Origin of the sequence: Jeotgalicoccus huakuii (genome assembly GCF_036665975.1) — a bacterium.
Classification (GTDB): domain Bacteria; phylum Bacillota; class Bacilli; order Staphylococcales; family Salinicoccaceae; genus Jeotgalicoccus; species Jeotgalicoccus marinus.
The window spans coordinates 65,542-79,983 of sequence record NZ_JAVIYN010000005.1 but is presented as its reverse complement, the minus strand read 5'-3'; the positions used below and the strand labels follow the sequence as shown (position 1 = coordinate 79,983).

The following is a 14,442-nucleotide window of genomic DNA, read 5'->3' as shown; positions in this document are numbered from 1 at the left end:
AAATATATTTTTAGGAGGCTATATAATGGCTGTGAAATATGAAGTTAGTGCTGTTAATACTGGTGGACGTAAAGGACACGTAACAACATCAGACAAGGCAATTGATTCACCGGTTATCCCACCAGATCAAGGAGGAGAAGGTGTAAACCCTGAACAATTATTTGCTGCAGGTTACGCATCATGCTTCAACGGAGCATTTGATTTAATGATTAAAAAAGGTGGCGTTCGTGACGCTGAGCCAGAAGTCGATCTAACAGTACGTTTAGAAGAAGACGGTGAAGGTGTTAAACTTAGCGTTGCAATCAATGCAAAAGTTAAAAATATGTCTCAAGAAGACGCTGAGAAATATTTAGAACAAGCACATGATTTCTGCCCATACTCTAAAGCAACACGTGGTAATATCGATGTAGATTTATCAGTAGAGGTTGTAGAATAGAATATAAAAAGCATGCACTCTGTACTTGTACAGGGTGCATTTTTGGTTTATGAAGTGGTGATAAGTTGCTCGAAATAGGATCACTTATCACCGAAACATGCCAAAGTGGTGATAAGTTGCCTGAAACAGTCTCACTTATCACCGAAACAATGAAATCCTCTCCTATTGTTCATCAGAAATATCAATTTCAAAGACAGCTTCTTCTTCTGACTCATTTAGTAATGGCTGAAATGTCGCAGTGAGGGTTTCGGGTTCATTGACCAATCCGTAGGCCATACGACCACTAATACTTTCACCTGGTGGTAAATCTTCTAATAGTAAGTCTTCCAGCTTATAGCTTCGCATTAATTCTCCTTCTGACTCAACGACAATATCTCGACCTGTCGGAAAGGTTTCTTCTGTGTTGTTTTCATATGTAACTTCTAGAATAAGTACACCACTTACATCAATGAGGTTCGTTTCATTTCTCTCATCGGTTAAATATGCATCATCAATGGTGAGTGTGATGTCATCAATCCTTGCAGATTCACCAACTGTTAAATGGTCTGTACTAGCATCACTTTCTTCTTCTATTGGGTCACTATCGATATTATCTTCGACATCTTCTTCTGTATCATCTACGATTGAGGATTCTTCTTCTATTTGTACAGTTTCTGATTCTTCTTCGCTACTGCAGCTAGCTAAGAGAAGGGCAGCGGCTAAGCTCGTGTATAATATTGTTTTCTTCAATTTACTAAGTCCTCCTGATCTTATTCATATGAGTATTAAAAATCATCACTGCATACCAATACTAATTATAGTACAATACAACGTGATACTTAAAAACTTTTTATAGAACAAAATTCAAGGGGCAAAATAATGAATACTACTAAGATTGTCGTCACTTTTTCAGGGTATAACTCTGATGCAATTAATGAAGAGATTGAAGCTGCAGAAAGGCACATAACTGATTTTGATATAGTCGAAATACGAGGGGATGTGTTTGATGCTTTAAATCGCCAGGATCATGCATCGATTGTCAGACGAATCATAGACAGATTTAAAGCTCTCGATAAAGAAATTATCTACACCTATAGAACTTCTAGAGAAGGGGGCAAGGGCTCAAAAACTACGGTTGAATACCAAGCACTTCTACTAGAGATTTGTAAGTCTATGGATATTGATTATATAGATATTGAAATGTCAGTCGGTAAAAAAATTGTGCAGGAAATTATTGAGACCGCAAAGATGCATCAAATTAAAACGCTACTGAGCTATCATAACTTTAAAGAAACACTTGATCACGGTGCACTCATGGATTTACTTAGTCAGATGAATCAAGTAGAAGGTGATGTGTTTAAGTTTGCCCTGTACCCTACAAACAGTGAGGATGTCGACACAGTTATAGATGTTCTAAAAACTGCTAAGGCTCAATATGGGCACAAGGTCATCGGAATCTCTATGGGTGAGTTAGGTAAGCGTACACGCGTGTTAACAGGCGACTATGCCCCATTATTTACTTATGGTTACATCAGCCGAGATGCGGCGCCTGGACAAATTCATATAAGTGAACTAAGGAAAACATTAACGACTTTATGATAATTTTTACACAGACTTTACGTTCTAATAATATTTAGGTGTTAGAGTGAGGTTAGAAGATAACACACACTTCTTAAATCCTAACCCCTGGCCCAAAACCTCCCCCAAAGGTTTTGGGTTTATTTTGTGATTTGAGTGTATAAAATATAATTTCTAAGGTAGAATTAATGTAAGATGATTTTCTATTTTAGGAGGATATAATGATAACTTTTTACGAGTATTCAAAATGTACAACTTGCCGTAAGGGGAAGAAATTTTTAGAGGATAATAACTTAGAATTCACTGCCATAGATATGGTCAAAAATGTACCGTCAATCGATACGCTTAAAGGTATTGTGGACCGTTCTTCATATAACGTAGATGATTTCTTTAATAAAAGAGGTGGCAAGTTTAAAGAACTTGGTTTAAAAGAACGCTTACCTGAACTTTCAGATGATGAAAAGTTTGAATTACTTGCAAGTGACGGCATGTTAATCAAGCGACCAATGGTTGTTTTAGATGATCAGGTGCTTTTAGGGTTTAAAGAAGAAAATTATGAGCAAGCTTTATTGAATTAATCTTCTTGCCTGTAGTATGATAAATATGCAACAATATATATGATAAGTTAAAAGGGAGGTTTTAGCGTGTCATTACCACAAGATCTAAAATACAGTGAGGACCACGAATGGGTAAAGGTTGAAGGAAATACTGTAACTATCGGTATTACTGATTTTGCACAATCTGAACTTGGTGATATTGTATTTGTTGAACTTCCAGAGGAAGGCGACGACGTATCAACAGGTGAATCATTCGGTAGCGTTGAATCAGTTAAGACTGTTTCTGAATTAATCGCTCCAGTTTCAGGTTCAATCGTTGCTATTAACGAAGAGCTTGAAGATAGTCCTGAACTTGTAAATGAAAATCCATATGAAGGCGCTTGGATGCTGAAAGTTGAACTTTCAGATGAAAGCGAACTTGATAATCTTCTTGATGCTGCTGGTTACCAAGCAGTTATCGAGGGCTAATTTTAAACTCTGGACATTTGTCCGGAGTTTTTTAAAACTAAATATTTATTACTTCTGGTGAATTTGTATAAAATTAAACTAAGGGTGATACGAATGAATCTTTCTGATAAGGTACTCATTGTTGAAGGCAAGACTGATAAACGTCGCTTAGAAGAAGTGTTAGTAGAACCGGCACAAATTATTTGCACTTTCGGAACAATGGGTATTTCCAAATTAGATGAAATTATCGAACAGCTAGGTGATTCGCAAATTTTTATATTATCCGATGCGGATAAAGAAGGAAGAAAAATTCGTCAATGGTTTAAAAAACATTTAAGTGAGAGCACGCATATTTACATTGATCCAAAATTTGGAGAAGTCGGTCGTTGCCCGCATGACTATCTAGCTAACCTCCTCTTAAGACACGGTTTTTACGTAGATAATGCGTTAATAATGAAAGGTAAGTTTTATCGTGAAGGAAACAATTTCAACGGCAGATTTATTAAAGAATACACAGGATAAGGAAAGTTATATTATCTTTGGATATGCGACGATGTGTAAAACATGTGAAATTTCAGAATCGATGTTGAAAGTCGTTTCTGAGATGAAGCAGATATCATATGAGAGAATTAACTTGAACTATCATAAAGACTTAATAGATAAATACCACATACGTTCAGCACCAGCCTTACTGTTATTTAAAAATGGCCAACTTGTGAAAGAACTCTATGCTTTTCACTCAGTACCATATTTAAGTGAAGTATTAGATGAATTCCTGGTTGACTAGTAGAGAATAGTCTGATATTATAAATCTCAATCGAATAGAACTCTTATCAAGAGTGGTGGAGGGAAGTGCCCTAAGAAGCCACGGCAACCGTCTTAATGACAAGGTGCTAAATCACAGGAACAAATCCTAAAGATGAGAGGCATAATGAAGTTCAAAGGCCTACTCATATACTATGAGTAGGCCTTTTTATTTTTCTTCGATGAGAAAGGGAAATGTATCATGATTGATATAAAAAGTGTTTCTAAGATATTTAAAACTAAGAAACAAAATATAACAGCAGTTGACCAAGTTGATCTATCGATTAAACACGGTGAGATATTTGGGATAATTGGCTACTCAGGTGCAGGTAAATCCACCCTGATCAGATTATTAAATGGACTTGAAGATGTAACTGAAGGTGATGTGATTGTCAGTGGAGATGACATCAGTAAAATGTCCAAAGGTGATCTTCGAAAAAAACGTCAGAAAGTATCTATGATCTTTCAACATTTTAACTTACTGTGGTCAAGAACAGTTGCAGAAAATATAAGTTTTCCAATGGAAATCGCGGGTATACCAAAGAAAGAACGCCAAGCACGTGTTGATGAATTAATCAAACTTGTTGGGCTAGAGGGTAGAGCGCATAACTATCCAAGTGAGCTATCAGGTGGACAAAAACAACGTGTCGGTATTGCCAGAGCCTTATCGAATAAGCCTGAAGTGTTACTATGTGATGAAGCAACTAGTGCCTTAGATCCAGAAACGACTGATGAAGTATTAGATTTACTTGTAGATATTACAAAAGAGATGAATCTAACCATCGTCTTGATTACTCACGAAATGCATGTGATCAGAAAGATATGTGACCGTGCAGCAGTGATGGAGAACGGTAAGGTCGTTGAAGTGGGTTCGGTAATTGAATTGTTCCAAAATCCACAGTCAAGTGTAACAAAACGCTTTGTTAAAGATGATATTTCAGATGATGATCATCAACTCGCAATAGAAGAACTTAAAGCATCATTCCCAACTTCAACAATAGTAAAATTAAACTTTGTAGGTACGAGAACAAAATCTCCAATTGTTTCTGAGGTCATAAGAAATTACGGTTTAGATGTAAATATTCTATCAGGTAATATTAAACAGACGAATCAAGAATCATTTGGACATTTATATATTGCATTAGATATCGATAATGAGACCCTTGAATCAATCTCAAATGAGTTTAAAAAGCACGATGTCACATTGGAGGTTGAAGCAGGATGAACAGTGTAATAGAAGAATTTAAAAATATGTTTAGCTTTGAAAATGTGAAATGGGATGCAGTAATTGAAGCGACTTATGAAACGATATACATGACAGTGATTGCAACAATTGCAGCCTTTATAATTGGACTCATTTTCGGTATTATCTTGTTCTTATCTAATAAGAGTGAAAATGTTCCCTCAAAACCGCTTTATGGAACGACATCCTTCATCGTCAATCTCTTTAGAGCGATTCCATTTATCATTTTAATTATTCTACTCATGCCATTTACAAAAGCAATCATGGGTACAGTAATGGGCTCAAATGGAGCCTTACCTGCGTTGATTATCGGTGCTGCACCATTCTATGCACGCTTAGTTGAAATAGGACTTAAAGAAATTGATAAGGGTGTAATAGAAGCGGCGGAGTCAATGGGTGCGAACACTTGGACAATTATTTGGAAAGTGTTAATACCAGAATCATTACCTGCTCTAATTTCAGGTATTACGGTAACATCCATTATGCTCGTTGGTTCAACCGCGATCGCAGGGGTTATTGGTGCCGGTGGATTAGGTAACTTAGCCTACATGGTTGGTTTTACAAGAAACCAGCCTGACGTCACGCTTGTTGCAACTGTGGTAATTCTAATCATCGTTTTCGTCATTCAAATTTTAGGAGACTTCTTCTCTAAAAGAGTGGATAAACGCTGATTACTAATATAAAAATTTATAGAAAAGAGGATTTAGCATGAAGAAATTTTTTAGTTTCGTTACATTGTTTTCACTTATTTTAGTTTTAGCAGCTTGTGGAAATGGTTCAGAATCTGATTCTGCTTCAGAAGGTGAATCAACGGATGGGGAAGGTGCTGAAATTTCAGTCGCAGCATCACCAGCACCCCACGCTGAGATTTTAGAAAAAGCAGCAGAAATTCTTGCTGAAGAAGATATAACTGTCGATGTAGAAATCGTTAACGACTATACAACACCTAACCGTTTGTTAGCAGATGAAGAAGTCGATGCAAACTTCTTTCAACATACACCATACTTAGACGGTGAAATTGAATCACATGGCTATGACCTAACTAGCATCGGTAATGTCCATATCGAACCTATGGCAGTATTCTCAAATGACTATGATTCACTTGAAGACATCCCAGACGGCTCTACTATCTTAGTATCTAATAATCCTGCAGAAGAAGGACGTTTCCTTTCATTCTTCGTTAACGCTGGCTTAGTAGAAATCGAAGAAGGCGTTGAAATTCAAGACGCAACATTTGATGATATTACTGAAAATCCTCACGACTTTAACTTTGATAACAATACAGCACCTGAGCTTTTAGTTAATATGTATGAAAATAATGAAGCACCTGCTGTTATTATTAATGCAAACTTCGCAATTGATGCTGGATTGAATCCAGTTGAAGATTCAATCGCAGTTGAAGACGGAGAATCACCTTATGCTAACCTAGTTGCTGTTAGATCTGGAGATGAAGAACGTCCAGAACTACAAAGATTAATCGAAGTACTACAATCAGATGAGATCAAACAATATATTGATGAAGAGTACAGCGGTAATATTATTCCATCAGAATAAGTAAGAAAAACCTCACTCGACTTTCAAGTCGAGTGAGGTTTTTAATGAACTATGTTAATAGTATATACATTTTTCATCATATCGTTAGCACAATCATCAACATAAATGAAACAATCAAGTAGATGAGGGAGTATCTTAAATTCATTTCCGCCCATCGGTGTTTATCCTGTGTAGTATAACCTTTAATAGATAGCACAATCCATCCTAGGGTCAGTAAAGCTGACACAATTGAAAAGATTATACCGAGCGATTCAAAGAGCATAATTGGTACGGGCAATAAAGCGAGCACATAGTATAAGTTCTGGCGAATTGATGCCTTGGTGCCAATGACAACTGGGAGCATCGGTATGCCTGCTCTAGTGTAGTCATCGAGTCTTTTAATAGCGATTGAAATGGTATGAGGTATCTGCCAAATAAGTAAAATGTAAAACAACATTAATGGTACTAAATGATTCGCAGGTGTAATAACGGCCCAACCTATTAAAGGTGTAAAGGCACCTGAAATACTACCGATAATCGTATTGATGGTATAGCGTCGTTTTGACCAAAAGGTGTAGAGAACGACGTAGAAAAACCAGCCAAGAAATGAGTAGATTCCAGCTTCAATATTCACCACAAAAATCATGCTCAACCCGATGATTGTTGTAATGATTGCAGCAATTAAGACATTTCTTAAAGGAAAGTCACCAGTAACAGTTGGCCGCTTTTTTGTACGGTCCATTTGTGTATCTAGGTCATGCTCGAACCAGTTGTTAAACATTAGGGCACCAGATATGACCATAGTACTGGAAATCATGGTTATGAAAAAAGTACCAAGGTGATCGAAAAATGACTGGTGGGTAAAGTGTAAAGCAAGCCAAAACGCTGTGAATACAGGTAGGACATTTGCGATAAGTACTTTCCCTTTAAGTAGGTATTTAATGTTTATAAATAATGTTTGTAAGTTAATAGACTTACGCTTATGAACTTGTTCAGTTTCCAATGTAGTCCCTCGCAATTTAATGATTAAGCTATATTATAACAGTCATAAGAAAGCATCAGAAAAATTATTCGATTTTTTTGTGACAAAGATGTTTCAAGGAAAAGGGGTTGGGTAAATAACTGTTATATAAATAGAACGGATTTCGTAATAATTCAATTGAGTGAAATCATTGTTTCGACTAATCAATTTTAGTTGATGCAATTGATTTTATAAAGTAAACCCCTTTGCCAGGCAGCAAAAGCTGCTTGGTTTTTTATAAATATTTAAATTAATAATGTAAATAGTAATATTTTAAGGTAACATAGATAACAATTGATTTAAGGGAATAATTATCATAAGTTATGGGAGCATCTAAGATGAAAAAACTATTATTATTTTTTGTATTTACACTATTTGCACTAACGGCATGTGGGAATGAAGAAAACACTGAAGCCACTGACACAAGTGAAGTGAGTGAAGAAACAGAGGATGAAAGTTCTAATTCTGAAGAAGGTAAATCAGATGAAATTTATGAAATAGGTGACACTACACAAGTAGAGAGTTATGAGTTTGATGCTAAGTATGAGGTTACCGTCAATTCACTAGACCAGGTCAAAGAATACGATGGTCAACCTGTTGAAGAAGTCATTATCAACGCACCAGAATCAGTCTTCTTAGGGGTGGTCAATTTAACAGTTAAAAATATCTCTGACGAACCTATTGTTATTGGTGAATATGTATTTCCTGATATTATTGAATCTGACAGAGAAGGCGGTGGAGAGCAATTTATTTTTGATTTCTCTGAAGAAGATTTAAACCAAGAATTAGCAGTTGACGAAGAAGCAACATTTGATTTAGTTTACTCGATGGATTCAGAATTGGGTTCAGGAGGATACTATTTAAAATTTGAAAATGGCATGCCAACAGAAACGACTTACAGCTTACCAATTAAATAAGGAAAGTTTTAGTAATCATTAACCCTATCGATTGTATACACACCCTATAGATGGTAAAATTACATTAGCACCTATCTTATAATAAAAGGGGCAATTAAAATGAATGAAGATTACAATACGCCAAAAACTGGTTTTGACAGCACGCTCGTCTTGGTGTCTTATGTTATTTCACTATTCACTGCTGTTGTTGGACCACTTCTAATTTGGGCACTGAAAAAAGATGATGAACCAACAACTGCTGTCGCACTTAGAGATGTAGCGAACTTTGGTCTATCTTACACAATCTACATGTTTGTCGCTTGGTTAACAACTGCAATTTTAATCGGTTTTGTACTCGGACCAATAGTCACGATTGCATTCTACGTATTTGCGATTATCGGCATTGTAAAAGCAATTAATGGTGAGTCATACAAGCCACCATTCACAATCGATATCTTTAAATAAGTATTTGATTAAACCTCACTAAATGATATTAAAGTCATTTAGTGAGGTTTTCTTTAAATCTGATTAAAGTGGTCATAATTAGAGCCAAAACCTTTAAACCGCGTGGATTCTGATATATAATATATAGATGGTAACAGTAGACTGGTACTTTGACTATAGATTAGAATTATTATAAACTATACTAGTATCAGACAAACTAAATTTCAATTGGAGGATTAGACATGGTATCTGTTTTAGAAATAAAAAATCTACACGTTGAAATCGACGGTAAAGAAATATTAAAGGGCGTAAACCTTACTATTAAACAAGGTGAAATTCATGCTGTAATGGGACCTAACGGTACAGGTAAATCTACACTTGCTCAAGCAATTATGGGTCACCCAAGCTATGATGTAACTGAAGGTGAAGTACTTGTTGATGGAGAGAACATTTTAGAATTAGATGTAGACGAGCGTGCGAAAGCTGGTTTATTCCTAGGAATGCAGTATCCATCAGAAATCTCAGGTGTAACAAACTCTGATTTCCTACGTTCTGCAATCAATGCAAGCCGTGAAGAGGGCGACGAAATTAACTTAATGGAATTCATTAAGAAATTAGATAAGAACATGGAATATTTAGAAATGGATCCAGACATGGCAACACGTTATCTTAACGAAGGTTTCTCCGGCGGTGAGAAAAAACGTAATGAAATCCTTCAGTTAATGATGCTTGAACCTAAATTCGGTATCTTAGATGAAATCGACTCAGGTCTTGATATTGACGCGCTACGTGTAGTTTCTGACGGTATTAACAAACTTCGTGGTCAAGATTTCGGTTCACTAATCATCACTCACTACCAACGCCTGTTGAACTACATCACTCCTGATGTTGTCCACGTAATGATGAAAGGTAAAGTGGTAAAATCTGGCGGTAAAGAACTAGCTGAACGTCTTGAAACTGATGGTTACGATTGGATTAAAGAAGAACTTGGCATTGATGAAACTAACGCCGCTGAAGATAAATAAGACAGGAGGATCACTATGACTACTGAATTAAACGCATTCGAACTGAACAAAGAAGACATAATTGCTGATGCTACAGCAAGAAGTGAATCTGAGTTTTTGATCAGTAAAAGAAAAGAAGCTGTAGAAAAATTTGATAGTCTTGACATGATTAAACCTGACAAGACTAAAGTAGATAAATGGGATTTCTTTAACATCACTTCTCCAGTTGTTGAAAGTAGCACATACAACACTTTAGAAGAGTTACCAGAAGGTGTTAAAAACTTAATCGATCTAGAAAATGTACAAAATATATACGTACAACACAACAATACACCTGCCTACCTACAGTTAGATGAAGGCTTAAAAAATAAAGGTGTTATTGTAGAAAATATAATTGAAGCAAGTGAAAATCACCCTGAACTTCTTGAAAAATATTTCATGACCGAAGGTGTAAAAGTTGATGAAAACAAACTTGCTGCCTACCATGCAGCTATGCTAAATGGCGGTGTGTTCATCTATGTACCAAAAGATGTCATCATTGAAGAACCAATTCAATCTGTTGTCCTACACGATGACGAGACGGCTTCATTGTTTAATCACGTTTTAGTTGTTGCAGATGAAGGTTCAGAAGTTACTTTTGTAGAAAACTATTTCTCAAACCTAGAGTCTTCAACAGAGAAAATTAATATTATCTCTGAAGTTATTGCCAACAACAACGCAAAGATCACTTACGGATCTGTAGATTTCTTACCTAAAGAAATGACTGGTTATGTAAACCGTCGCGGTGTGGCATTTGATGATGCGAACATTGATTGGGCACTAGGTCTAATGAACGATTCAAATATCATCTATGATAATACAACATACTTAATGGGTGATCGTTCCGAGTCAGAATTGAAAATTGTTCACGTCGGACGTGGTGAACAAACGTCTAACTTTACAACACAAATTATTCATTATGGTAAAGAATCTAATGGTCACATTTTAAAACACGGTGTAATGAAAGATAAGGGAAGCAGTATCTTTAATGGTATTGGATATATTAAACACGGTGCAACTAAAGCAGATGCACAACAAGAATCTCGTGTACTTATGTTAAGTGGAGATGCACGCGGTGACGCAAACCCTATCCTTTTAATTGACGAAGATGATGTAACTGCTGGACACGCAGCATCTGTCGGTCGTGTTGACGAATTACAGCTCTTCTATCTAATGAGTCGTGGAATTGATAAGAAGGAAGCAGAACGCCTTGTTATTCACGGTTTCCTAGATGCAGTTGTTTCAGCCCTACCAATTGAAAAAGTTAAGAAACAACTTAAAGAGGTCATTGAACTTAAAGTCTTATCTTAAGAAGGGAGGACACTGACTTGGATATAAATAAAATCCGTCAGGATTTCCCGATACTTGAATGTCAGGTAAACGGAAAAGACCTTATATATTTAGACACGTCTGCAACGAGCCAATCTCCAGTACAAGTTATCGATGCAATGAATGACTACTACAGAACATATAATTCAAATGTTCACCGTGGAGTTCACACGCTCGGAACTAAAGCGACTGATGCTTATGAAAAAGCACGTATGAAAGTACGTAGCTTCATCAATGCAAAACGCTTTGAAGAGATTGTTTATACACGCGGGACAACTGCCGCAATTAATCTAGTTGCTAGAAGCTTTGGTGAACTAGTGATTGAAGCAGGTGATGAAATCATCGTCACTGAAATGGAACACCATGCCAATTTAGTGCCATGGCAAGAACTTGCAAAGCGTAAAGACGCGAAACTCGTTTTCGTTCCTCTTGAAGCTGACGGGACGATTACTCTAGACAGTCTAAGAAGTGTTATAACAGAAAACACAAAAATTGTAGCAATCACTCATGTATCTAACGTACTTGGTACAATTAACGATATAAAAGCTATGGCTGAAATCGCCCATGAACACGGTGCTTACATTGCAGTTGATGGAGCCCAAGCGGTACCGCATATGACAGTAGATGTACAGGACCTAGATGTAGATTTCTATGCCTTTAGCGGACACAAAATGCTAGGTCCTACAGGAATTGGCATTCTGTATGGAAAAGCTGATTTACTTGATAAAATGGAGCCAATTGAATACGGTGGAGATATGATAGATTATGTTTATAAAACAGAATCTACATGGACTGACTTACCTGTGAAATTTGAAGCAGGTACACCTATGATTGCCGAAGCAGTTGGTTTAAATGCTGCTATCGACTATCTCAACAACTTAGGCCTCGACAACATCCATGCTTATGAGAAAGAGCTTGTAGAATATGCCTATGACAAGATGTCTGAAATTGAAGGCATTGAGATTTACGGTCCGGCCAAAAGTCAGCGTGCGGGACTGATTACCTTTAATCTAAAAGGGGTTCACCCACATGACCTTGCTACTGCACTGGACTCAGAGGGCATTGCAGTTAGGGCAGGTCACCACTGTGCTCAGCCATTGATGAAATGGTGTCAAGCACACTCAACAGCAAGAGCGAGCTTTTACATTTACAACACCATCGAAGAGATAGATCAGTTTATCGAGAGCTTGGAAAAAACGAAGGAGTTTTTCTCTTATGAATTTTAACAACTTAAATCAACTGTATCGTTCAGTCATCATGGACCATTACAAGAACCCAAGAAATAAAGGGGTTGTTGAAAATGGCTCAATGACAATTGAAATGAATAACCCGACTTGTGGTGACGAAATTCAGCTAACATTAAATGTTGAGTCTGGAATCGTAAAAGATGTTAAGTTCCAAGGGCAAGGCTGTTCGATTTCTATGGCAAGTGCCTCGATGATGACAGAAGCGATCATGAACGAATCTGTTGAACGCGCACTCGAGATGGCAAATGAATTTTCTAATATGATGCTTGGTGAGGACTATAACATCACTGATGATATGGGTGACGTTGAGGCACTGCAAGGTGTCAATCAATTCCCTGCACGTATCAAATGTGCAACACTCACTTGGAAAGCACTCGAAAAAGGGTTTAAAGAATCCGATAAATAATAATTGAGGAGTGATCATATATGGTCAAAGAAGCATTGGATATTGGCGATTACAAATATGGTTTCCACGATAAAGACATCTCAATCTTCCGTTCCGATAGAGGATTAACAGAAGAGATTGTCAGAGAAATCTCTAAGATGAAAGAAGAGCCTGAATGGATGCTCGAATTCCGTCTTAAGGCACTTAAACACTTCTATAAACGCCCTATGCCTATGTGGGGTGGGGATTTATCAGAATTGAACTTTGATGATATTACTTACTATGTAAAACCATCAGAGCAAACTGAACGTTCTTGGGACGAAGTACCTGATGAAATCAAGCGTACCTTTGATAAATTAGGTATTCCTGAAGCAGAACAAAAATACCTCGCAGGTGTTTCTGCACAGTATGAATCAGAAGTTGTATACCACAACATGGAACAAGATCTAGAAGAAAAAGGTGTAATCTTTAAAGATACTGACTCTGCACTAAGAGAAAATGAGGAGTTATTCAAAGAGTATTTCTCTACTGTAGTGCCGATTACAGACAATAAATTTGCTGCTTTAAACTCAGCTGTATGGTCTGGTGGATCATTCATTTACTGCCCACCAGGTGTTAAATTAGATACACCGTTACAAGCATACTTCCGTATTAACTCTGAGAACATGGGTCAATTCGAACGTACACTAATTATCTGTGATGAAGGTTCAAGTGTTCACTATGTAGAGGGTTGTACAGCACCTGTTTATACAACGAATTCACTACACTCAGCTGTCGTAGAAATCATTGTTAAACGTGATGCATACTGCCGTTATACAACAATCCAAAACTGGGCAAATAATGTATATAACCTAGTAACTAAACGTACTTTTGTTGATGAAAATGGTACGATGGAATGGATTGACGGTAACATTGGTTCTAAGATTACGATGAAATATCCTTCAATCTACCTAAGAGGTGAAGGGTCTCGTGGTATGACGCTTTCTATCGCACTTGCTGGTAAAGGTCAACTTCAAGATGCTGGTGCTAAAATGATTCACTTAGCGCCGAACACATCTTCTACAATCGTTTCTAAATCGATTGCTAAAGGTGGCGGTAAAGTATCTTACCGTGGTCAAGTAAGATTTGGTAGAAAAGCACATGGTGCACGTTCAAACATCGAATGTGATACGTTAATTATGGATAATGAATCAACTTCAGATACGATTCCATATAATGAAATATTAAATGACAATATCTCATTAGAACACGAAGCGAAAGTTTCTAAAGTATCAGAAGAGCAATTGTTCTATCTAATGAGTCGTGGTTTAGGTGAAGAAGAAGCGACAGAAATGATCGTTATGGGCTTCATCGAACCATTCACTAAAGAACTTCCAATGGAATATGCCGTTGAGATGAACCGCCTAATCTCTTATGAGATGGAAGGTTCAATCGGTTAATCTATAAAATTTTTAAGGGCTTAGAAATCAACTTGATTTCTAAGTCTTTTTTTATTTTTCT

Annotated in this window: 18 protein-coding genes and 1 riboswitch; of the genes, 16 read left to right on the top strand and 2 right to left on the bottom strand. The window is 36.8% G+C overall.

Going from position 1 to position 14,442, the window contains the following annotated elements:
• The first annotated feature begins 25 nt into the window (after nucleotides 1-25).
• On the top strand, nucleotides 26-436 hold the full coding sequence (locus V6E76_RS04020) for an Ohr family peroxiredoxin (RefSeq protein ID WP_166627239.1): 411 nt from the start codon (nucleotides 26-28) through the stop codon (nucleotides 434-436).
• A gap of 162 nt (nucleotides 437-598) precedes the next feature.
• Here V6E76_RS04020 and V6E76_RS04015 read toward each other — a convergent pair whose 3' ends face one another.
• Nucleotides 599-1,165, bottom strand: coding sequence for a hypothetical protein (locus V6E76_RS04015; RefSeq protein WP_247350111.1), 567 nt, complete (start codon nucleotides 1,163-1,165; stop codon nucleotides 599-601).
• Nucleotides 1,166-1,294: 129 nt separating this feature from the next.
• Here V6E76_RS04015 and aroD point away from each other — a divergent pair, with 129 nt between their 5' ends.
• The 8 genes from aroD (at nucleotide 1,295) to V6E76_RS03975 (ending at nucleotide 6,598) form a co-directional block, all read left to right on the top strand.
• Nucleotides 1,295-2,014 carry a type I 3-dehydroquinate dehydratase gene (gene aroD, locus V6E76_RS04010; RefSeq protein WP_247350132.1) on the top strand — a complete coding sequence of 240 codons (720 nt, stop codon included), beginning with the start codon at nucleotides 1,295-1,297 and terminating at the stop codon, nucleotides 2,012-2,014.
• A gap of 200 nt (nucleotides 2,015-2,214) precedes the next feature.
• Nucleotides 2,215-2,571: a Spx/MgsR family RNA polymerase-binding regulatory protein gene (locus V6E76_RS04005; RefSeq protein WP_247350150.1), complete on the top strand. Its 357-nt coding sequence runs from the start codon at nucleotides 2,215-2,217 to the stop codon at nucleotides 2,569-2,571.
• A gap of 66 nt (nucleotides 2,572-2,637) precedes the next feature.
• On the top strand, nucleotides 2,638-3,018 hold the full coding sequence (gene gcvH / locus V6E76_RS04000) for a glycine cleavage system protein GcvH (RefSeq protein ID WP_247350168.1): 381 nt from the start codon (nucleotides 2,638-2,640) through the stop codon (nucleotides 3,016-3,018).
• Between the two features lie 93 nt (nucleotides 3,019-3,111).
• Nucleotides 3,112-3,519: a toprim domain-containing protein gene (locus tag V6E76_RS03995; RefSeq protein ID WP_247350170.1), complete on the top strand. Its 408-nt coding sequence runs from the start codon at nucleotides 3,112-3,114 to the stop codon at nucleotides 3,517-3,519.
• On the top strand, nucleotides 3,470-3,784 hold the full coding sequence (locus V6E76_RS03990) for a thioredoxin family protein (RefSeq protein WP_247350173.1): 315 nt from the start codon (nucleotides 3,470-3,472) through the stop codon (nucleotides 3,782-3,784). The genes V6E76_RS03995 and V6E76_RS03990 overlap by 50 nt, the downstream gene beginning before the upstream one ends.
• Nucleotides 3,785-3,824: 40 nt before the next feature.
• A riboswitch (SAM riboswitch) is annotated at nucleotides 3,825-3,923 on the top strand.
• Between the two features lie 80 nt (nucleotides 3,924-4,003).
• A complete protein-coding gene (locus V6E76_RS03985; RefSeq protein ID WP_247350175.1) occupies nucleotides 4,004-5,026 on the top strand; it encodes a methionine ABC transporter ATP-binding protein in 1,023 nt (340 codons plus the stop codon).
• Nucleotides 5,023-5,715 (top strand): methionine ABC transporter permease, encoded by a 693-nt coding sequence (locus V6E76_RS03980; protein WP_166627234.1) that lies wholly within the window; start codon nucleotides 5,023-5,025, stop codon nucleotides 5,713-5,715. Before V6E76_RS03985 ends, V6E76_RS03980 begins: the two co-directional genes overlap by 4 nt.
• Before the next feature lie 37 nt (nucleotides 5,716-5,752).
• Nucleotides 5,753-6,598, top strand: coding sequence for a MetQ/NlpA family ABC transporter substrate-binding protein (locus V6E76_RS03975; protein ID WP_247350192.1), 846 nt, complete (start codon nucleotides 5,753-5,755; stop codon nucleotides 6,596-6,598).
• Between the two features lie 76 nt (nucleotides 6,599-6,674).
• On the opposite strand, the gene cyoE is transcribed toward V6E76_RS03975, so the two are convergent.
• Nucleotides 6,675-7,580, bottom strand: a complete 906-nt coding sequence (gene cyoE, locus V6E76_RS03970; protein ID WP_247350211.1) for a heme o synthase — start codon at nucleotides 7,578-7,580, stop codon at nucleotides 6,675-6,677.
• Between the two features lie 356 nt (nucleotides 7,581-7,936).
• On the opposite strand from cyoE, the gene V6E76_RS03965 reads away from it, so the two are divergent.
• The 7 genes from V6E76_RS03965 to sufB all read left to right on the top strand — a co-directional run bounded on the left by V6E76_RS03965 (nucleotide 7,937) and on the right by sufB (nucleotide 14,381).
• Nucleotides 7,937-8,515, top strand: a complete 579-nt coding sequence (locus V6E76_RS03965; protein WP_247350213.1) for a DUF4352 domain-containing protein — start codon at nucleotides 7,937-7,939, stop codon at nucleotides 8,513-8,515.
• A 99-nt stretch (nucleotides 8,516-8,614) separates the two neighbouring features.
• On the top strand, nucleotides 8,615-8,959 hold the full coding sequence (locus V6E76_RS03960) for a DUF4870 domain-containing protein (protein ID WP_035857135.1): 345 nt from the start codon (nucleotides 8,615-8,617) through the stop codon (nucleotides 8,957-8,959).
• A gap of 221 nt (nucleotides 8,960-9,180) precedes the next feature.
• Nucleotides 9,181-9,963 (top strand): Fe-S cluster assembly ATPase SufC, encoded by a 783-nt coding sequence (sufC, locus tag V6E76_RS03955; RefSeq protein ID WP_026867347.1) that lies wholly within the window; start codon nucleotides 9,181-9,183, stop codon nucleotides 9,961-9,963.
• A gap of 15 nt (nucleotides 9,964-9,978) precedes the next feature.
• The gene (sufD, locus tag V6E76_RS03950; RefSeq protein WP_026867348.1) at nucleotides 9,979-11,292 is read left to right on the top strand and encodes a Fe-S cluster assembly protein SufD; all 1,314 of its coding nucleotides are present in this window, start codon (nucleotides 9,979-9,981) and stop codon (nucleotides 11,290-11,292) included.
• A gap of 17 nt (nucleotides 11,293-11,309) precedes the next feature.
• Nucleotides 11,310-12,536 (top strand): cysteine desulfurase, encoded by a 1,227-nt coding sequence (locus V6E76_RS03945; RefSeq protein ID WP_247350226.1) that lies wholly within the window; start codon nucleotides 11,310-11,312, stop codon nucleotides 12,534-12,536.
• The gene (gene sufU, locus V6E76_RS03940; RefSeq protein ID WP_026867350.1) at nucleotides 12,526-12,963 is read left to right on the top strand and encodes a Fe-S cluster assembly sulfur transfer protein SufU; all 438 of its coding nucleotides are present in this window, start codon (nucleotides 12,526-12,528) and stop codon (nucleotides 12,961-12,963) included. The genes V6E76_RS03945 and sufU overlap by 11 nt, the downstream gene beginning before the upstream one ends.
• A 20-nt stretch (nucleotides 12,964-12,983) precedes the next feature.
• The gene (gene sufB / locus V6E76_RS03935; protein WP_166627229.1) at nucleotides 12,984-14,381 is read left to right on the top strand and encodes a Fe-S cluster assembly protein SufB; all 1,398 of its coding nucleotides are present in this window, start codon (nucleotides 12,984-12,986) and stop codon (nucleotides 14,379-14,381) included.
• Nucleotides 14,382-14,442: the final 61 nt, after the last annotated feature.